The sequence below is a fragment of the Streptomyces sp. NPDC006259 genome (assembly GCF_042870975.1).
GTDB lineage: Bacteria > Actinomycetota > Actinomycetes > Streptomycetales > Streptomycetaceae > Streptomyces.
On sequence record NZ_JBIAHY010000004.1, the window covers coordinates 322,116 to 340,290 of the forward strand.

The 18,175-nt window shown below is 73.6% G+C and carries 14 protein-coding genes; 10 read left to right on the forward strand and 4 right to left on the reverse strand.

The features are described 5' to 3' along the window. Nucleotides 1–131: 131 nt before the first annotated feature. A complete protein-coding gene (locus ACFYO5_RS18080; protein WP_388709655.1) occupies nucleotides 132–920 on the reverse strand; it encodes a hypothetical protein in 789 nt (262 codons plus the stop codon). 322 nt (nucleotides 921–1,242) lie between these two features. On the opposite strand from ACFYO5_RS18080, the gene purN reads away from it, so the two are divergent. Then, nucleotides 1,243–1,872 carry a phosphoribosylglycinamide formyltransferase gene (purN, locus tag ACFYO5_RS18085; protein ID WP_356560231.1) on the forward strand — a complete coding sequence of 210 codons (630 nt, stop codon included), beginning with the start codon at nucleotides 1,243–1,245 and terminating at the stop codon, nucleotides 1,870–1,872. Continuing rightward, on the forward strand, nucleotides 1,869–3,440 hold the full coding sequence (purH, locus tag ACFYO5_RS18090) for a bifunctional phosphoribosylaminoimidazolecarboxamide formyltransferase/IMP cyclohydrolase (protein ID WP_388709657.1): 1,572 nt from the start codon (nucleotides 1,869–1,871) through the stop codon (nucleotides 3,438–3,440). Before purN ends, purH begins: the two co-directional genes overlap by 4 nt. Nucleotides 3,441–3,644: 204 nt before the next feature. Here the strand turns inward: purH and ACFYO5_RS18095 are convergent, their stop codons facing one another. From ACFYO5_RS18095 to ACFYO5_RS18105, 3 genes are all read right to left on the reverse strand, one after another. Then, nucleotides 3,645–5,192, reverse strand: a complete 1,548-nt coding sequence (locus ACFYO5_RS18095) for a protein kinase (protein WP_388709659.1) — start codon at nucleotides 5,190–5,192, stop codon at nucleotides 3,645–3,647. Beyond that, nucleotides 5,189–5,941, reverse strand: a complete 753-nt coding sequence (locus tag ACFYO5_RS18100) for an FHA domain-containing protein (protein ID WP_388709661.1) — start codon at nucleotides 5,939–5,941, stop codon at nucleotides 5,189–5,191. The genes ACFYO5_RS18095 and ACFYO5_RS18100 overlap by 4 nt, the downstream gene beginning before the upstream one ends. A 196-nt stretch (nucleotides 5,942–6,137) precedes the next feature. Beyond that, nucleotides 6,138–6,779 (reverse strand): hypothetical protein, encoded by a 642-nt coding sequence (locus ACFYO5_RS18105; RefSeq protein WP_388709663.1) that lies wholly within the window; start codon nucleotides 6,777–6,779, stop codon nucleotides 6,138–6,140. A gap of 282 nt (nucleotides 6,780–7,061) precedes the next feature. On the opposite strand from ACFYO5_RS18105, the gene ACFYO5_RS18110 reads away from it, so the two are divergent. The 8 genes from ACFYO5_RS18110 to ACFYO5_RS18145 all read left to right on the forward strand — a co-directional run bounded on the left by ACFYO5_RS18110 (nucleotide 7,062) and on the right by ACFYO5_RS18145 (nucleotide 18,174). Continuing rightward, a complete protein-coding gene (locus ACFYO5_RS18110; protein ID WP_388709665.1) occupies nucleotides 7,062–7,916 on the forward strand; it encodes a bifunctional methylenetetrahydrofolate dehydrogenase/methenyltetrahydrofolate cyclohydrolase in 855 nt (284 codons plus the stop codon). Nucleotides 7,917–8,145: 229 nt separating this feature from the next. Beyond that, nucleotides 8,146–8,616: a DUF3017 domain-containing protein gene (locus tag ACFYO5_RS18115; protein ID WP_388710398.1), complete on the forward strand. Its 471-nt coding sequence runs from the start codon at nucleotides 8,146–8,148 to the stop codon at nucleotides 8,614–8,616. Between the two features lie 264 nt (nucleotides 8,617–8,880). Beyond that, on the forward strand, nucleotides 8,881–9,786 hold the full coding sequence (locus tag ACFYO5_RS18120) for a DUF2690 domain-containing protein (RefSeq protein WP_388709667.1): 906 nt from the start codon (nucleotides 8,881–8,883) through the stop codon (nucleotides 9,784–9,786). A gap of 499 nt (nucleotides 9,787–10,285) precedes the next feature. Further along, nucleotides 10,286–11,275 carry a malate dehydrogenase gene (locus tag ACFYO5_RS18125; RefSeq protein ID WP_356560223.1) on the forward strand — a complete coding sequence of 330 codons (990 nt, stop codon included), beginning with the start codon at nucleotides 10,286–10,288 and terminating at the stop codon, nucleotides 11,273–11,275. A 644-nt stretch (nucleotides 11,276–11,919) separates the two neighbouring features. Then, the gene (locus ACFYO5_RS18130; RefSeq protein ID WP_356560222.1) at nucleotides 11,920–13,440 is read left to right on the forward strand and encodes an aldehyde dehydrogenase family protein; all 1,521 of its coding nucleotides are present in this window, start codon (nucleotides 11,920–11,922) and stop codon (nucleotides 13,438–13,440) included. Nucleotides 13,441–13,576: 136 nt separating this feature from the next. Then, nucleotides 13,577–15,154 carry a GMC family oxidoreductase gene (locus ACFYO5_RS18135; protein ID WP_388709670.1) on the forward strand — a complete coding sequence of 526 codons (1,578 nt, stop codon included), beginning with the start codon at nucleotides 13,577–13,579 and terminating at the stop codon, nucleotides 15,152–15,154. After that, complete coding sequence (locus tag ACFYO5_RS18140; RefSeq protein ID WP_388709672.1) at nucleotides 15,154–16,233, forward strand: glycine betaine/L-proline ABC transporter ATP-binding protein; 1,080 nt, start codon at nucleotides 15,154–15,156, stop codon at nucleotides 16,231–16,233. Before ACFYO5_RS18135 ends, ACFYO5_RS18140 begins: the two co-directional genes overlap by 1 nt. Next, nucleotides 16,234–18,174 carry an ABC transporter permease gene (locus ACFYO5_RS18145; RefSeq protein ID WP_388709674.1) on the forward strand — a complete coding sequence of 647 codons (1,941 nt, stop codon included), beginning with the start codon at nucleotides 16,234–16,236 and terminating at the stop codon, nucleotides 18,172–18,174. The last annotated feature ends 1 nt before the right edge of the window (nucleotide 18,175 follow it).

Consider the following 18,175-nt stretch of genomic DNA (forward strand, 5'->3'; position numbering starts at 1 on the left):
CCCGCGAGGAAACACCCTTGGCCTCTCCCGAAGGGAACACCCTCGGACCGGCCGGCATGGGGCGCCGAGCCCGGCACAGCGCCGAGCCCGCCACGATCCGAACGAGCCCGCCACGATCCGAACGGGAGACCCTAGTCGTTGCCGCCCAGCACATTCCTCAGCTGCTTCGGCAGGAGGTCGTCGCAGGCCTGCCTGGACTGGTGGGTCAGGGCGTCGTCGGTGCAGGTGTAGTAGTCGCTGTAGACGAGCTGCGCCGTGAAGGTGAGGGCCACCAGGGCCAGGGCCAGGGACGCGGTGACCACGCCGCTGACGGCTGCCGTGGTCTGCGGGCGCGCGGGCGGCTCGGGGTTGTCCGGGTCGGGGGTGCGCGGCTTGGCGCGCAGCGCGCCGATGCCCCAGTTGAGGGCGAGCGCGCCGAGCAGGAGGGCGACGTAGGGCCAGCCGAAGAGGGCGAAGAAGAAGGCCCACATGCCGCACAGCAGGGCGTAGCGGGCGCGGCGCTGGGACGGGTCCTTGGGATTCCAGCGCGGGTTGGGCTCGGAGCCGGGACCGCCGCCGCCCTCGGGAGGGCCGCCCGGGCGCTCGCCGAAGCCGCCGCCGGAGCGGCCGGGCTGGCGGTCGCTCCACTGACTTCCCCAGGGGGTGTACCCGGAGGGGGTGTCGCCGGAAGGGGGCTCGCCGCCGCCCTGGGGCGGGCGGCGCGGCTGCCAGGGGCGGTCCGGAGAGCCCTCCGGGGGCGGGGCGAAGGGGTTGTCGTCCTTCGGCGGGGCGTCCGGCGCGGAGCCCCCGTCGCCGTTCTCACGGCCGGTGGGCGCGTCGGGCGGGGTGGCTGGGCGCTCCCGCAGCAGCACGGCGCCGCGCTCCCCTCCCTGTGGTGACTGCGGGGGGAGCGTGAGGAGTCGCAGACTGCGGTCCGGCATCAAGAGAGCGTCTTCCCCTAAGTGATCACGGCGGCGGTCACGGCTTGGCGGCCGAGGCGGCCGAATACGGCTGTCGGTGTGAGCGTCACCCGGGAAACGCTCCGCACGACGACCGCGTTCCCGAGCCCGCTCGCCCCAGACGCTACCTTCCGGCCACGCCCCCGTCCCGCGGGGGCCGTCCGGTGTGCCGGTATCGTTGCTGACGGTCGGCCGCTTCGTAGACTTCCCCGTATCTCGGGACGCGAAGCATTCGTATGAATGCACAAGCGTGGCGTCGTGAGTCGGCCGACGTACAGACGCTCCCCCGAGAAAGGGCCCCACAGTGGCCGCCAAGCCCGTGGCCAAGCGCCTCGTCGTGCTGGTCTCCGGTTCCGGTACGAATCTTCAGGCGCTGCTCGACGAGATCGCCGCGACCGGTGTCGACTCCTACGGCGCCGAGATCGTGGCCGTGGGCGCGGACCGGGAGGGCATCGAGGGGCTCGCGCGGGCCGAGCGGGCCGGCATCCCCACCTTCGTGTGCAGGGTGAAGGACCACGAGACCCGGCAGGCGTGGGACGACGCCCTCGCGAAGGCCGTCGCCGCCCACGCACCCGACCTCGTGGTGTCCGCCGGGTTCATGAAGATCGTCGGCAGGGAGTTCCTGGCGCGGTTCGGTGGGCGGTTCGTCAACACCCACCCCGCCCTGCTCCCCAGTTTCCCGGGGGCCCACGGAGTGCGGGACGCGCTCGCGTACGGCGCCCGGGTCACCGGCTGCACCGTCCACTTCGTCGACGACGGCGTCGACACCGGCCCGATCATCGCGCAGGGCGTGGTGGAGGTCCGGGACGAGGACGACGAGAGCGCGCTGCACGAGCGCATCAAGGAAGTCGAGCGAAGGCTGCTCGTCGAGGTCGTGGGGCGCCTCGCCCGCAACGGCTATCGCATCGAGGGACGAAAGGTAGTTATCCAGTGACCGCCGAGAGCACCGAGAGCACCCAGCGGCCGATCCGTCGCGCGCTCGTCAGCGTCTACGACAAGACCGGCCTCGAGGAACTGGCGCGCGGGCTGCACGAGGCCGGTGTCACCCTCGTCTCCACCGGGTCCACCGCCTCCCGCATCGCCGCCGCCGGCGTCCCCGTCACCAAGGTCGAGGAGCTGACCGGCTTCCCCGAGTGCCTGGACGGCCGCGTCAAGACGCTGCACCCCCGGGTGCACGCCGGGATCCTCGCCGACCTGCGGCTGGAGGACCACCGTCGGCAGCTCGTGGAGCTGGGCGTCGAGCCGTTCGACCTCGTCGTCGTGAACCTGTACCCGTTCCGCGAGACGGTCGCCTCCGGCGCCTCGCCCGACGAGTGCGTCGAGCAGATCGACATCGGCGGGCCGTCCATGGTGCGCGCCGCCGCCAAGAACCACCCGTCGGTCGCCGTGGTCACCAGCCCCGAGCGCTACGCCGACGTCCTGACCGCGGTCAAGGGCGGCGGCTTCGACCTGACCGCCCGCAAGCGGCTGGCCGCGGAGGCCTTCCGGCACACCGCCGAGTACGACATCGCGGTGTCCTCCTGGTTCGCCTCCTCCTACGCCCCGGCCGACGACTCCCCGTTCCCCTCGTTCCTCGCGACCAGCCTGGAGCGCGCGCACACCCTGCGCTACGGCGAGAACCCGCACCAGCCCGCCGCCCTCTACACCGCGGGCACGGGCGGCCTGGCCGAGGCCGAGCAACTGCACGGCAAGGAGATGTCGTACAACAACTACGCGGACACCGACGCCGCCCGCCGTGCCGCCTACGACCACGCCGAGCCGGCCGTCGCGATCATCAAGCACGCCAACCCGTGCGGCATCGCGATCGGCGCGGACGTCGCCGAGGCGCACCGCAAGGCGCACGCCTGCGACCCGCTGTCGGCGTTCGGCGGCGTGATCGCCGTCAACCGGCCGGTCAGCAAGGAGCTGGCCGAGCAGGTCGCCGAGATCTTCACCGAGGTCATCGTCGCGCCCGGCTACGAGGACGGCGCGCTGGAGGCCCTGGCCAAGAAGAAGAACATCCGCGTCCTGCGCTGCCCCGACGGCCCGGCCCACCCCGTGGACGTCAAGCCGATCGACGGCGGTGCCCTGCTCCAGGTCGCCGACCGCCTCCAGGCCGAGGGCGACGACCCGGCCGACTGGACGCTGGCGACCGGCGAGGCGCTCACCGCCGACGAGCTGGCCGAGCTGTCCTTCGCCTGGAAGGCGTGCCGTGCCGTGAAGTCCAACGCGATCCTGCTCGCCAAGGACGGCGCCTCGGTCGGTGTCGGCATGGGTCAGGTCAACCGGGTGGACTCCGCCAAGCTCGCCGTCGAGCGGGCCGGCGCGGAGCGCGCGCAGGGGTCGTACGCCGCCTCCGACGCGTTCTTCCCCTTCCCCGACGGGCTGGAGATCCTCGTCGAGGCCGGGGTGAAGGCCGTGGTCCAGCCGGGCGGTTCGGTCCGTGACGAGTTGGTCGTCGAGGCCGCGAAGAAGGCGGGCGTCACCATGTACTTCACGGGGACGCGGCACTTCTTCCACTGATCGGCTCCCTCTTCCCCGATCCGCCGGTGGGCGAGGGCGGGCGGCCCGGCACCGTGCCCGGCTGCCCGCCCCCGTCCGGGCGGACGCCCGCCTGCCGGTCGTCCGCCCGACCCCGTCTCCTCCGTGGGTCTTCCCGCCGTGCGCCTCGCGGGGGTTCCACGGTGACGGCACACGCGGCCGGCGGGTACCTCGGACGTCCCAGGGTCACTTCCGGCCGGGCGGCGTGTACTCCTTGAGGTAGTGGGCGACGCGGGCGGCGTAGTCGCGGTACGTCGGGGGAACTCCGCCCGCGTCGTTCACCTTCTTGTACGAGGTCCGGTAGGCGGCCGCGATCAGCACCCGGCGGTCGCCCGGCAGCCGGCCATCCAGGCGGGGCGCGATCCAGCACAGGTACCGGCCCATCGCCGGGACGGACTCGGCGGGCGGGAAGGGCGGCGAGGGCACGGCCTCGCCGGGCGTGCCGTCCTCGTTCATCCACCAGCGCAGCACGCTCGGCGTCCAGCGGGCGATGCCGTACTCGTCCTCGGCGGGGTCGGAGAGGTCGGGGTCGAAGTCGCTCTCCACCTTCAGCATCGCGGCGATCAGGGCGGAGGTGACGCCCTCCTGCTCGCAGTCGTGCGCGGTCTCGACGATCAGCAGCCGGTAGGCGGCGGGGACGCCCCGGCCGGTACGCAGTTCCCCGGCGCCGTAGACGGCCGCCGGTACGGCCGTCCCGGTGGCGCCGGCGGTTCCCCGGCCGCCGTCCGCGGCACCGCCGTCCGCCACCAGGGAGCTGACGCCCCAGCCGAGGACGGCCGCGGCGACGGTGGCGCCCGCCGCGGCGAACGCGCTCGCGCGCCGGGAACGGCGCCGCGGCCGGGGCGCGGCGCCCTCGGCGGCCTCCACGCGGCGCAGCAACTCCCCGGCGCCGACGCGGTCTTCGTGGGTACGGGTCAGACAGTCCCGCACGATGTCCCGCCACGCGTCCGGTAATCGGGGGGACAGGCGCAGCTCGTCGGCGCCGCGGGCGTAGGCGGCGGCCGCGTCGCGGCGGGCCGACGGGGTGCCGCCGGGCAGCGGGAAGGCGTGGGCGAGGACGAGGTGGGCGAGGACGCCGAAGGCCCACACGTCCGCGGACGGGCGGATCCGGCGGCCGCGTTCGCCGATCTCGGACCACAGGAGTTCGGGCGGGGTGTAGTCGGGGGTGGAGAAGGCGGGCGTGTAGGCGTGGGTGCCCTCGAGTTCGGCCGCCATGTTGAAGTCGGCGAGGCGGACCGAACCGTCCGGCATCAGCAGCACATTGGCCGGTTTGAGGTCCCCGTGCACCCAGCCCGCCTCGTGCAGTTGGTGGAGACCCTCGCAGATCTGCGCCAGCAGCGCGGGCCCGTCGGCCGGCCGGGGAGAGCGGGCGAGCAGCGCGGCCAGGGAGCCCGCCGCCTTCTCCAGGACCAGGACGGTGGCGCCGTCGAGTCCGGGGCGGCCGGGGTCGTCGACGGTCAGCGTCTCGTACAGGCGGATCAGCCGGGGGTGGCTCAATCGCCGGTACAGCTCCACCTCGCGCTCGACGAGGTCGCGCAGATGGGCCAGCCGGCGGGGCGTACTGGTGCCCGTGGGCAGGAACTTCAGCGCCGCCGTCCGCGGCAGCGGCCCCTGTCCGCCGGTGTACCGGGCCTCGTAGACGCTGCCGAACGCCCCCGTCGCGAGCGGTGCCCTGACCTCCCAGTCGCCCACCCGGTAGCCGATCGGCACCGGCACGGCGTACGGCTCGGTCATCGTGCCGCTCGTCTCGCGGCGGCGCCCGCCAGCACGACCAGGTCGTCCTCGCGCACCAGGTCGAAGCGGAGGGCCAGGGAGACCAGCGACTCCTTCTTGCCGTTGAGCCGCGGCCCGGTGTCCGCGGTGTCCGGACCCGGCTTCAGCCGCAGCTTCACGGCCAGGTAGTCGATGTTCCACTGCACGGAGGTGCGGGAGGCCGCGGGCCAGGTGGGGCGCAGCCGGTCCACGACCTGGTCGACGGTGGGCAGCGGGGCGTGCGGCTCCCCGCGCAGCCGGGGCTCGCACAGGGCGGCCAGCACGGCGAAGTAGCGCTTCGTACGGTCCAGGGAGAAGGCGGGCGCGGTCGTGTCGCCGTCCGGGCCGGTTCCGTCCGGGCGCCGGTAGTCGTGCCGTGGCGCCCACACCTCGAACGACAGCAGGTCACCGGCCGCGGGCAGCACGATCCGCGAGAACTCGAACGGCACGGGGGCGTCGAGCCGGCCCGGCCCGACCTTGATGTGCTCGCCCGCGCCCTCGGGGTTCTCCACCACGTACGTGTGCCGGCCGGAGAGGTTGCTCAGTATCCAGAAGGCGCCCTGCGCGGTGATCTCACCCGCCCTGCGGGAGACCCCGTCGTGCGGGATGCGCAGGCCGTTGTCGGCCGCGGACCGCCCGAAGGTGAGCCGCTCGCCCGGGGCGAGGCGGACCTGGCCGCCCCCTCGTCCGTCCTCCGCGGTCGGCGGAGGTACCACGATGATGCTGTACAAGGTGCGTCTCCCCGTGCCCGACGGCTACCGCAGCCAGGGTAGGGCGACGCAGCGGGGCCGTGTCCCCGATCGGACGGGTCCGACACGGCCCTCGGGCGTGAATGGCGCGAACCGTTCGGCGCGCGCGGCGCGGCGGGCGCCCCGGTGATCACTGCGGGCGCCCCGCAGCCCGCGGCCCCGCACCGCCCCGCGGTGATCAGTGGCGGGGGCGCTGGAACCAGCTCGCGCTCTCCCGCTTCGCGGCCAGGACGATCACCAGGACGGAGACCGCCATGAGGATCAGGCCCAGACCCCAGTAGGCGAGCATGAAGATGCCGGTGACGATGGCGAACGAGCCGTAGACGATCGAGCAGACGCGCACCGTGTTGCCGCCCTTGGCGTACTGGAGCAGCAGGATCAGGCCGAGGACCGCGAACACCGTGGCCAGGCAGAGGAAGAAGATCACGACTCCCTTGCCCAGGTCGGCGAACTCCTCCGCCTCCCGGTCGCCGGTGATGCCCGCCTCCGTCATCACCTCGTCCCACTGGGTCAGGAAGTAGACGTACGCACCGGCGAGGATCGCGTGCGCCAGGGCGATCACGCCGACCAGGATCTGCGCGACGCGGGTCGGCCGCGGCATCTCCACCGGGGCGCCGGGGTGGTAGCCGCCCGGGAACCCCGGACCACCGCCGGGGTACTGCGGGTACGCCTGCTGCGGGTACGGCTGCTGCTGGTACGGCGGTGCCTGCGGGACGCCGTATCCGGGGGCGGGCGGCTGCTGCGACTGGCTGGGGCCGGGAGCGGCCGGGGGCTGCTGGGGCGGCGGCCCGTAGGGGTTGTTCGGCTCGCCGAAGCTCATGGCGGTCCTTCCTCCGTGTGTGCTCGGGTGCGGGGACGACGCGTGGCACGTGCGGAGGAAGGCCGTACGGATGCGGTGCGTCCCCCCGGTACTGCCCGCGGCACTGAGCGTCAATCGTTGGTCAGCGGCGGGTTCGTTGTCCAGCCGTCACGGGGGACGTTGTGCAAGTGCAACGTCGTCGATCACCGCCGAAATGATCATCTCACCGGCGGGGGCGGCGGCGTCCGGCGGCGGAGTCACCCGGATTGGAACCGAGGGGGCGTCATCCGGGAGGATGGGTCCATGACCGCCCAGATTCTCGATGGCAAGGCCACCGCGGCCGAGATCAAGTCGGACCTGACCGCCCGAGTGGCGGCGCTGAAGGAGAAGGGCGTCACGCCCGGCCTCGGCACGATCCTCGTCGGGGACGACCCCGGCAGCCAGAAGTACGTCGCCGGCAAGCACCGCGACTGCGCCGAGGTGGGCATCGCCTCCATCCAGCGCGAACTGCCCGCCACCGCCACGCAGGAGGAGATCGAGGCGGTCGTCCGCGAGCTGAACGAGGACCCGGTCTGCACCGGCTACATCGTGCAACTCCCGCTGCCCAAGGGCATCGACGAGAACCGCGTCCTCGAACTGATGGACCCCGCCAAGGACGCCGACGGCCTGCACCCGACGAACCTGGGCCGCCTCGTCCTCAACGAACCGGCACCGCTGCCCTGCACCCCCAACGGAGTGCTGACCCTGCTGCGCCGCCACGGCGTCGAGATCAACGGCGCCGAGGTCGTGGTCGTGGGACGCGGCGTCACCATCGGCCGCTCGATGCCGCTGCTGCTGACCCGGCGCAGTGAGAACGCCACGGTCACCCAGTGCCACACCGGCACCCGTGACCTCTCGGCGCACCTCAAGCGGGCGGACATCATCGTCGCCGCCGCGGGCTCCGCGCACCTGGTCCGCGCGGAGGACGTCAAGCCGGGCGCCGCCGTCCTCGACGTGGGCGTCTCGCGCAACGCGGAGGGCAGGATCGTGGGCGACGTCCACCCGGACGTGCGCGAGGTGGCCGGCTGGATCTCCCCGAACCCCGGCGGCGTCGGCCCGATGACCCGTGCCCAGCTGCTCGTCAACGTGGTCGAGGCGGCGGAGCGCAGTGTCGGCTGAGCGCGGCAACCACCCGGACGGCGACACCACCGACGGCACCCACCGGCCGGACGGGGCCACCACCGACGCCGCGGACCGTACGGACGGGGCCAGCACCGACGCCGCGGACCGTACGGACGGGGCCAGCACCGACGCCGCGGACCGTACGGACGGCGGGGACCGCACCGACCGCACCGACCGTACGGACGGCTCGGACGGCGCGAGTCCCACCGATGCCGGTGACGCGGACATGTCCGCCGCGGAGCGGGCGTTCGTGGAGCCCGTCGTGCGCGACCCGGTCAGCGCGCCCGACGCCGACGGCGTCCCGCGCCGTGTCACGCGCCGCTTCCCCCTGTTCACGCGGGACACCGCCCGCCCCGAGGGCGGGGGCCGGGCCGCGCCGCGAGACGCCCCGGCCCCCGCCCGGCAGTGGCCGATCCTCTCCGTGCTGGGCCTGGTCGCCCTGGGCCTGCTGGTGACCGCCTTCGACCAGTTCCGCGTCGGCACGATCCTGATCGGCGCCGCCCTGCTCGGCGGCGCGGCCCTGCGCTGGTTCCTGCCGGGCGTCGGCATGCTCGCCGTCCGCTCCCGCTTCACCGACATCGCGACGTACGGCGTGCTGGGCGCGGCGATCGTCCTGCTGGCGCTGATGGCCCAGCCCGGGCCGTGGCTCCAGATCCCCTTCCTGAAGGACACCCTGCACTTCACGGTCGACGGCTGAGGCCGACGGCCGAAAGCATGGGAACGGCGGCCCGTCCTCTCCCCCGAGTAGGACGGGCCGCCGTCGTGCTCCACGCTGCCGCACCGTGAACGACCTGTTCAACGCCTGGCCGCCCGCTGTGGCACAGCGGTGACCGTTCCGCCACCGTGTGCGCGCCCCGCCACAGTCCACCCCGGTCCGGGAACCGATCCCGCCGGGAGGGCCGCGGTGCCCGGCCGGGCGCTACCGTGGCCGCGGGGACACGGCGGAGGAGAGGGGGGATCGATGCCTCGCTGGAAGGACCTGCCGGACGGGCTGGATCCGCAGGTCGGGGAGTTCGTGACTCGGTTGCGCCGAACCGTGGACGCCGACACCGACGGCGCGAACCTCGCCACGATCGCCGACCGAACCGGCTACGGCAGGGCGTCGTGGGAGCGCTACCTCAACGGCCGGCTGCTCGCTCCCAAGGGCGCGGTCGTCGCCCTGGCCGAGGCCACCGGCACCGACCCGGTCCCGCTGGTCACCCTGTGGGAACTGGCCGAGCGCGCCTGGAGCCGCTCGGAACTGCGCCACGGCAACGCCGCCGAGGCTGTACGCCTCTCCCGAGCCCGCGCGGCCCCGGCGCCTGGTCCCGCGGGTCCCAAGGCCTCCGCCGGACCCGCGGGACCCGCGCGGGTGGTTCCGCCGACCGCCCCCGGCCGTCCCGCGCGCCGCCCCACGATGTTCCTGGCGGGCGCGCTCGGCGTGGTGACCGTCGCCGTGGGCGCCTTCCTCCTGACCGACGGCGGACCCGCCGAGCCGGACCGGACCGCCGCCGGGACGCCGGCCCCGTCCGCCACCGCGACCCGCGCTCTGCCACCGGGCGTGCTGTGCGCGGGCCCCGACTGCACCGGCAAGGACCCCGAGGAGATGCGGTGCAGCGGCGAGCACGTCACCACCGCGCACAGCGTCACCGTCGGCACGGCCCTGCTGGAGGTCCGCCACAGCGACACGTGCGGCGCCGCCTGGGGCCGGATCGTCGGGGCGGTGCCGGGGGACACCGTCACGGTGACCGTGGGCCAGGTGCGTCAGAGCGGCGGCGTCGCCACCACCGGCGACACGATCGCCTACACCCCGATGGTGGCGGTCGAGGAGCCGGGCGAGATGCGCGCGTGCGTGGCGCTGGCGTCGGGGGAGCACGGCTGTACGTGAGCGGGGCTCCGCGCGAGCCGGGCCGCGCGAGCCAGGTCCGCGCGAGCCGGGCTCGTCGCCGTGAGCCGGGTCTGCGCGCGCCGCATCCGAAGCGCGAGGCGGACCGTCGGCGGCGGAACCGTGCGGGGCGAGGCGGACCGTCGGCGGCGGAACCGGAGGAAAAAAATGACCCTCGCTTACAGGAATACCCCGCTCCGCTCCGGGCAGCCGCACCGTACCCCCACGGGAGTCCGGTGCGACCCGGTACCCCCCTCGGCGGCCGCCCGGTTCCCCCCTCTCCCGAACCGGCGGCCGCCTCTTCGGTTCCGGGGCGCGCGAGGGGGACGCCGTGCCGGGACGCAAACGGGTGTCACTCTGTGGGACGGGCCACACAACCCCGGACGTACGGCATCCCGGATGCGCGATAGCCTGACCGCTGGATGGATCTCTTGACGCCAAGAGATCGATCAAACGTCCGGGGCAGGGACGCCCCACCGCCAGCTGTCATACGGAGAACGCCATGACCCGCACTCCCGTGAACGTCACCGTCACCGGCGCGGCCGGCCAGATCGGTTACGCACTGCTCTTCCGCATCGCCTCCGGCCAGCTGCTCGGCGCGGACGTGCCGGTCAAGCTGCGCCTCCTGGAGATCACGCCCGCGCTCAAGGCCGCCGAGGGCACGGCCATGGAGCTGGACGACTGCGCGTTCCCGCTGCTCCAGGGCATCGAGATCACCGACGACCCGAACGTCGCCTTCGACGGCGCCAACGTCGCCCTGCTCGTGGGCGCCCGTCCGCGCACCAAGGGCATGGAGCGCGGCGACCTCCTGGAGGCCAACGGCGGCATCTTCAAGCCGCAGGGCAAGGCCATCAACGACCACGCCGCGGACGACATCAAGGTCCTGGTCGTCGGCAACCCGGCCAACACCAACGCCCTGATCGCCCAGGCCGCCGCCCCGGACGTACCGGCCGAACGCTTCACCGCGATGACCCGCCTGGACCACAACCGCGCGCTGACCCAGCTCGCGAAGAAGACGGGCTCCACGGTCGCCGACATCAAGCGCCTGACCATCTGGGGCAACCACTCCGCCACCCAGTACCCGGACATCTTCCACGCCACGATCGCGGGCAAGAACGCCGCAGAGGTCGTCAACGACGAGAAGTGGCTGGCCGAGGACTTCATCCCGACCGTCGCCAAGCGCGGCGCCGCCATCATCGAGGCGCGTGGCGCGTCCTCCGCCGCCTCCGCCGCCAACGCGGCCATCGACCACGTGTACACGTGGGTCAACGGCACCGCCGAGGGCGACTGGGCCTCCATGGGCATCCCGTCCGACGGCTCCTACGGTGTCCCGGAGGGCCTCATCTCGTCCTTCCCCGTCACCACGAAGAACGGCGCCTACGAGATCGTCCAGGGCCTGGACGTCAACGAGTTCTCCCGCGCCCGTATCGACGCCTCCGTGCAGGAGCTGGCGGAGGAGCGCGACGCGGTCCGCGCCCTCGGCCTCATCTGAGCCACGGCTCGCCGAACCCCCGAACTCCCCGATCCCCGGACGGCACCCGCCGCCCGGGGATCGGTGCGTCCGGGCGCCCCCGCACACCGCCCACGATCCGCCCCACCAGGTCCGGGCACGCGCTCGCCGCGACATCCCCCGCCCCGCCATCCGGCTCCGCTTCCCCGGCGAGAGCCGCATCGACGCGCCACCGAGACACGCTGCATCGACGCCCCACAGAGCGCGCCCCACAGAGCGCGCGCCGCATAGACGCACCGCATCGACGCGCTACATAGACGCCCCGCCTCGACACGCCGCCTCGACACGCCGTCTCGACACGCCGTCTCGACACGCCGCATCGACACCCGTCGGACACCGACCCCGCGCGTCCGACCGACCCCTTGGGCCCGCCGTCGGCGGAGCGGCCGGGCCGGCCGTGTTCGAGGTTCCGCTTCCCTCTCGGTCGCTGCCGCGGGGGCCGGCGACGAGAGAGGGACGCCGGACAGGAGGTTTGCCCCGATTCGTCCGCGTTCTCAGTGACGCAGCACACTTTCGGCCACGGATTGCGCATGCAATCAGGGCAAGAGGGCATGCGCTGACGATCCCGATGGGTGACCCGTCTGTCACTCACCGGTACGGCACAGGAACGGAAGGCAATCCCGATCATGGCGGACAGCACAGAACTCCAGGAGCGGAAGACCATCCGCGCGGGCGGCGAATGGCGTGGCGCCGTCTCCGGCGCCACGCGCGAGATCCTCGACCCCGCGGACGCCCTGCCGTTCGCCCTGGTCGCGGAGGGCGACGAGAAGGACACCGATCTCGCGGTGGCGGCGGCCCGGCAGGCCTTCGACCACGGCGACTGGCCCCGCACCTCCGTCGCCGAGCGGGCCGCGCTGCTGCGTCGCGTCGCCGAACTCCTCGTACGCGACCGCGAAGAACTCGGCCGGCTGGAGGCCCGCGACGCGGGGAAGACCGTCGAAGAGGGCCGCGTCGACATCGACTGTGTCGCCGACGCCTTCCGCTACTTCGCCGACCTCGTGGCCGCGGAGGCCCCCGGCCGGGTCGTCGACGCCGGCTCGCCCGACGTCCACAGCGTCGTCGTCCACGAACCGGTCGGTGTCTGCGCCCTGATCACCCCCTGGAACTACCCGCTCCTCCAGGCCAGTTGGAAGATCGCCCCGGCGCTCGCCGCCGGCAACACCTTCGTCGTCAAGCCCAGCGAGATCACCCCGATGACGACGATCGCGCTCATCGACCTGCTCGCCGAGGCGGGCCTGCCCGCGGGCGTCGCCAACATCGTCACCGGCCCCGGCCACTCGGTCGGCGCCCGGCTCGCCGAACACCCCGACGTCGACCTGGTCTCCTTCACCGGTGGCCTGGTCAGCGGCACCAAGGTCGCCCAGGCCGCCGCCCCGAGCGTCAAGAAGGTCGCCCTCGAACTCGGCGGCAAGAACCCCAACGTCGTCTTCGCCGACGCCTGCGCCACCGAGGACGGCTTCGACACCGCCGTGGACCAGGCCCTCAACGCGGCCTTCATCCACAGCGGCCAGGTCTGCTCCGCCGGCGCCCGCCTCATCGTCGAGGAGTCGGTCCGGGACCGCTTCGTCGGCGAACTCGCCCGCCGGGCCGGACGGATCCGCCTCGGCCGCGGCACCGAGGACGGCGTCGAGTGCGGTCCCCTCGTCTCCGCGCAGCAGCGCGCCAAGGTCGAGGCGTACGTCGAGTCCGCGCTGGCCGAGGGCGCCGTACTGCGCTCCGGCGGCAGGCGCCCCGACCCCTCCCCGCAGCGGCCGGAGAACGGCTACTTCTACGAGCCGACCGTCCTGGACCGCTGCCACCGCGAGATGCGCGTCGTCCGCGAGGAGGTCTTCGGCCCGGTCCTCACCGTCGAGACCTTCCGCACCGAGGACGAGGCGGTCGCCCTCGCCAACGACACCGAGTACGGCCTCGCGGGCGGCGTCTGGACCACCGACGCGGGCCGTGCCCGCCGGGTCGCCGGCCGGCTCCGCCACGGCACCGTCTGGATCAACGACTTCCACCCCTACCTCCCGCAGGCCGAGTGGGGCGGCTTCGGCAGGAGCGGCGTGGGCCGCGAACTCGGCCCGTCCGGACTGGCCGAGTACCGCGAGACCAAGCACGTCTACCAGAACCTCGCACCGAAGCCGGTCCGCTGGTTCGCGGGCTGAGCCGCACCGGCCTCCCCTCGGCACCGGACCGGCCGGCCGCCCCCTCGCCACCGGACCTCCCTCCCACCCCCCGTGCCCGACCTCCGCGCCCGCCCTCGACCCCCGCCCCCTCGACCTCCTCCACCCTGGAGTCCCCATGCCCGAGTCCCCCCACGTCTACGACTACGTCGTGATCGGCGGTGGCACCGCCGGCTCCGTCATAGCCGCCCGCCTCACCGAGAATCCCGACGTCACCGTCGCCGTCATCGAGGGCGGCCCCAGCGACGTCGGCCGCGAGGACGTCCTCACCCTGCGCCGCTGGATGGGCCTGCTCGGCGGCGAACTCGACTACGACTACCCCACCACCGAACAGCCGCGCGGCAACTCCCACATCCGGCACAGCCGCGCCCGCGTCCTCGGCGGCTGCTCCTCCCACAACACCCTCATCGCCTTCAAGCCGCTCCCCTCCGACTGGGACGAGTGGGAGGCCGCCGGAGCCCACGGCTGGGGCGCCGGCGCCATGGAGACCTACTACACCCGCCTGCTGAACAACATCGTCCCGGTCGACGAGAAGGACCGGAACGCCATCGCCCGCGACTTCGTCGACTCCGCGCGGACCGCACTCGGGGTACCCCGCGTCGAGGGCTTCAACCAGCGGCCGTTCACCGAAGGCGCCGGCTTCTTCGACCTGGCCTACCACCCCGAGGACAACAAGCGTTCCAGCGCCTCGGTGGCCTATCTGCACCCGGTGATGGACGAGCGCCCGAACCTGCGCATCCTCCTGGAGACCTGGGCGTACCGGCTGGAGCTGGACGGCACCCGGGCGACGGGCGTGCACGTACGGGCGCGGGACGGCGAGGAGTTCGTCGTACGGGCCCGCGAGGAGGTCGTGCTGTGCGCGGGCGCCGTCGACTCGCCCCGCCTGCTCCTGCACTCCGGCATCGGCCCCAGGGCCGACCTGGACGCCCTCGGCATACCCGTCGCCCACGACCTGCCCGGCGTCGGCGAGAACCTCCTCGACCACCCCGAGTCGGTGATCGTGTGGGAGACGCACGGCCCGATCCCCGAGAACTCCGCGATGGACTCCGACGCGGGCCTGTTCGTGCGCCGCGACCCCGAACTCCCCGGCCCCGACCTGATGTTCCACTTCTACCAGGTGCCCTTCACGGACAACCCGGAGCGCCTCGGCTACGAACGCCCGGCCCACGGCGTCTCGATGACCCCCAACATCCCCAAGCCGAGGAGCCGCGGCCGCCTGTACCTGACCAGCCCGGACCCCGCCGTGAAGCCGGCCCTCGACTTCCGCTACTTCACCGACGAGGACGACTACGACGGCCGCACCCTCGTCGACGGCATCAGGATCGCCCGAGAGATAGCGAAGACCGAGCCGCTCGCCGGCTGGCTCAAGCGCGAGGTGGCCCCCGGGCCGGACCTCACCGGCGACGAGGAGCTGAGCGAGTACGCCCGCAAGGTCGCGCACACCGTGTACCACCCGGCGGGAACCTGCCGCATGGGTGCCGCCGACGACGAACTGGCCGTCGTGGACCCGGCGTTGCGCGTCCGTGGCCTGGACGGCCTGCGGGTCGCCGACGCGTCGGTGTTCCCGACCATGACCGCGGTCAACCCCATGATCGGCGTGCTGATGGTCGGGGAACGGGCGGTCGACCTCTTGGCGGAGCGCGCGGACGGCGTGATCGCCGAACGGGCCGCGGCCACGATCGGGGGCGGTGCGTGATGACCACGGTCCCCCACACCCCCGTGTTCTCCGTCGAGAACCTCTGGAAGGTCTTCGGCCCGAAGTCCGAACGCGTCCCCCTCGACGCGGAGCTGGCCGCCCTCCCCGCCGCCGAACTGCGCTCCCGCACCGGCTGCACGGCCGCCGTCCGCGACGTCTCCTTCGACGTCCGCAAGGGCGAGGTCTTCGTCGTGATGGGCCTGTCCGGCTCCGGCAAGTCCACCCTCGTGCGCTGTCTGACCCGGCTGATCGAACCGACGGCCGGCGCCATCGCCGTGGACGGCGAGGACGTCCGCGCGATGGACCGCACCCGCCTGCGCGCACTCCGCCGGCACCGCGCCGCGATGGTCTTCCAGCACTTCGGTCTCCTCCCGCACCGCACGGTCCTCGACAACGTGGCCTACGGCCTGGAGATCCAGGGCGTCGGCAGGTCCGAGCGCCGCGAGCGGGCCCGCGAGGTCGTCGCCAAGGTCGGCCTGGCGGGCATGGAGCAGCGCAGGCCCGGCCAGCTCTCCGGCGGCCAGCGCCAACGGGTCGGGCTGGCGAGGGCGCTGGCGGTGGACCCGGAGGTCCTCCTCTTCGACGAGCCGTTCAGCGCGCTCGACCCGCTGATCCGGCGGGACATGCAGGAGGAGGTGATCCGCCTGCACCGCGAGGAGGGCCGCACGATGGTCTTCATCACCCACGACCTGAGCGAAGCCCTCAAGCTCGGCGACCGCATCGCCCTGATGCGGGACGGCCGCGTCGTCCAGCTCGGCACCCCGGAGGAGATCGTCGGCTCGCCCGCCGACGACTACGTCCGCGAGTTCGTCCGCGACGTGCCACGCGAGCAGGTCCTCACGGTCCGCACGGCGATGCGCGCCGCGACCCCGGAGGAAGCGGGCAACGGCCCCGCCGTCTCCCCCGACGCGACGGTCTCCGAGGCCATCGAAGCGGTCGCACGCGCCGGCACCCCGGCCCGGGTGATGGACAAGGGCCGCTGCCTGGGCGTGGTCGACTCGAGCGCCCTGCTGGAGGTCGTGGCGGGGACGGCACCCGGCGCCGCCGCGCGGGCGGAACCCCGTAGGGAGGCGGTCTGAATGGCAACGGTCACCGCACCGGCCCCCCGGGTCGCCCTCCCCGCCGCGCTGAGGAACCGCGCCGTCCACAAACTCCTCGTCCTCGCCCTCGCGGCAGCGGTCCTCGTGCCCCTCGCCCACGCCCGCTGGCACAGCGGGACCTGGCCCGCCGCCCTCACCGTCGACCTGACCGACCCGCTGACCCACGTCAGCGACTGGATCGTCGACAACCGGGACAGCCACCCCCTCTTCCTGTACTTCTTCGGCCACATCAGCAACGCCGTCGTGCTCTCGGTACGCGCCGTGTACCTGTTCCTGCTGGCCGCGGGCTGGGCCGGCGTCACCGCGCTGGGCGCGCTCGTCGCCTGGCGCACGGCGGGCGTACGGCTGGCGGCCGGCACGGCCGCCGCGTTCCTGGCCTGCGGCCTGCTCGGCATGTGGGTGCCGACCATGCAGACCCTCGCCCTCATGACGGTGGCCGTCCTCGCCTCCGTCGTCGTGGGCGTGCTCCTGGGCCTGGCCGCCGGCCTGTCCGACCGCATGGACCGCGCCCTGCGTCCCGTCCTGGACACCATGCAGGTGCTGCCGGCCTTCGCCTACCTGCTCCCCGTCGTCCTGGTCTTCGGCATCGGCGTCCCGGCGGCCGTGCTGGCCACCGTCGTGTACGCCGCCCCGCCCATGGCCCGCCTCACCTCGCTCGGCCTGCGGGGCGCCGACAAAGAGGTCCTGGAGGCGGTCGAGTCGCTCGGCGCCACCGCCCGCCAGCGACTGCTGACCGCGCGTGTCCCGCTGGCCCGCAGGGAACTCCTCCTCGGCCTCAACCAGACGATCATGATGGCGCTGTCGATGGCGGTCATCGCGTCGGTGATCGGCGGCGGCGGTCTCGGTGACCGCGTCTACCAGGCGCTGGCCTCGGTCGACGTGGGCGCGGCCCTCGCCGCCGGCATCCCCATCGTGCTGCTCGCGGTCGTCCTGGACCGGGTGACGGCCGCGGCCGGACGCGGCACGGAGTCGGCGCACGGGCGCCGCACCACGTACGCGCTGCTCGCCGCCGCCGTGGCCGTGGCCGTCGCGGTACGGCTGGCCGGCCGGCTCGACTGGCCGGACGCGTGGACGGTCGCCATCGCCGAACCGGTCAACCGGGTCGTCGACTGGATGACCGGCCACCTCTACTCCGGGGTGCCCGTCGTCGGCGGCACCGCCGACTGGGCGGGCCGGTTCACCACCTGGGTCCTGGACCCGGTCCGCGACGGCCTGCAGTGGCTGCCGTGGTGGTCGGTGCTGCTGCTGGTCGCCGCGCTCGCCTGGCTGATCGGCACCTGGCGCACCGCGCTGACCGCCGTCCTCGCCATGGCCGCGATCGGCGTGCTCGGCGTGTGGGAGCCGGCCCTGGACACGCTGTCACAGGTCCTCGCGGCGGTCGCCGTCACCCTGGTGCTGGGCTTCGCGACCGGTGTCGCGGCGGCCCGCAGCGACACCGTCGAACGGCTGCTGCGCCCCGTCCTGGACGTCTTCCAGACGATGCCGCAGTTCGTGTACCTGATCCCGGTCGTGGCCCTGTTCGGCGTCGGCCGGGCACCGGCCGTCGCCGCGGCCGTCGTCTACGCGCTGCCCGCCGTCGTGCGGATCACCACCCAGGGTCTGCGCCAGGTCGACCCGGCCGCCCTGGAGTCGGCCCGCTCGCTCGGCGCGACCGGCGGCCAGCAACTGCGCCAGGTCCAGCTCCCACTGGCCCGGCCCGCCCTGCTGCTCGCCGTCAACCAGGGCGTCGTCCTGGTCCTCGCCGTCGTCATCATCGGCGGCCTGGTCGGCGGCGGTGCCCTCGGCTACGACGCCGTCTTCGGCCTCGCCCAGGGCGACCTGGCGACCGGTCTGGTGGCCGGCGCCGCGATCGTCTGCCTCGGGCTGATGCTCGACCGCGTCACCCAGCCGGCCGTCCGGCGCCCGACGAAGGGAGCCTGAC

Bases quoted from the DNA above. Each gene is read 5' to 3' on its own strand.
- ACFYO5_RS18080 (WP_388709655.1), bottom strand. From the start codon at position 920: ATGCCGGACCGCAGTCTGCGACTCCTCACGCTCCCCCCGCAGTCACCA.
- ACFYO5_RS18095 (WP_388709659.1), bottom strand. From the start codon at position 5,192: ATGACCGAGCCGTACGCCGTGCCGGTGCCGATCGGCTACCGGGTGGGC.
- ACFYO5_RS18105 (WP_388709663.1), bottom strand. From the start codon at position 6,779: ATGAGCTTCGGCGAGCCGAACAACCCCTACGGGCCGCCGCCCCAGCAG.
- ACFYO5_RS18110 (WP_388709665.1), top strand. From the start codon at position 7,062: ATGACCGCCCAGATTCTCGATGGCAAGGCCACCGCGGCCGAGATCAAG.
- ACFYO5_RS18115 (WP_388710398.1), top strand. From the start codon at position 8,146: ATGTCCGCCGCGGAGCGGGCGTTCGTGGAGCCCGTCGTGCGCGACCCG.
- ACFYO5_RS18120 (WP_388709667.1), top strand. From the start codon at position 8,881: ATGCCTCGCTGGAAGGACCTGCCGGACGGGCTGGATCCGCAGGTCGGG.
- ACFYO5_RS18125 (WP_356560223.1), top strand. From the start codon at position 10,286: ATGACCCGCACTCCCGTGAACGTCACCGTCACCGGCGCGGCCGGCCAG.
- ACFYO5_RS18130 (WP_356560222.1), top strand. From the start codon at position 11,920: ATGGCGGACAGCACAGAACTCCAGGAGCGGAAGACCATCCGCGCGGGC.
- ACFYO5_RS18135 (WP_388709670.1), top strand. From the start codon at position 13,577: ATGCCCGAGTCCCCCCACGTCTACGACTACGTCGTGATCGGCGGTGGC.
- ACFYO5_RS18140 (WP_388709672.1), top strand. From the start codon at position 15,154: ATGACCACGGTCCCCCACACCCCCGTGTTCTCCGTCGAGAACCTCTGG.
- ACFYO5_RS18145 (WP_388709674.1), top strand. From the start codon at position 16,234: ATGGCAACGGTCACCGCACCGGCCCCCCGGGTCGCCCTCCCCGCCGCG.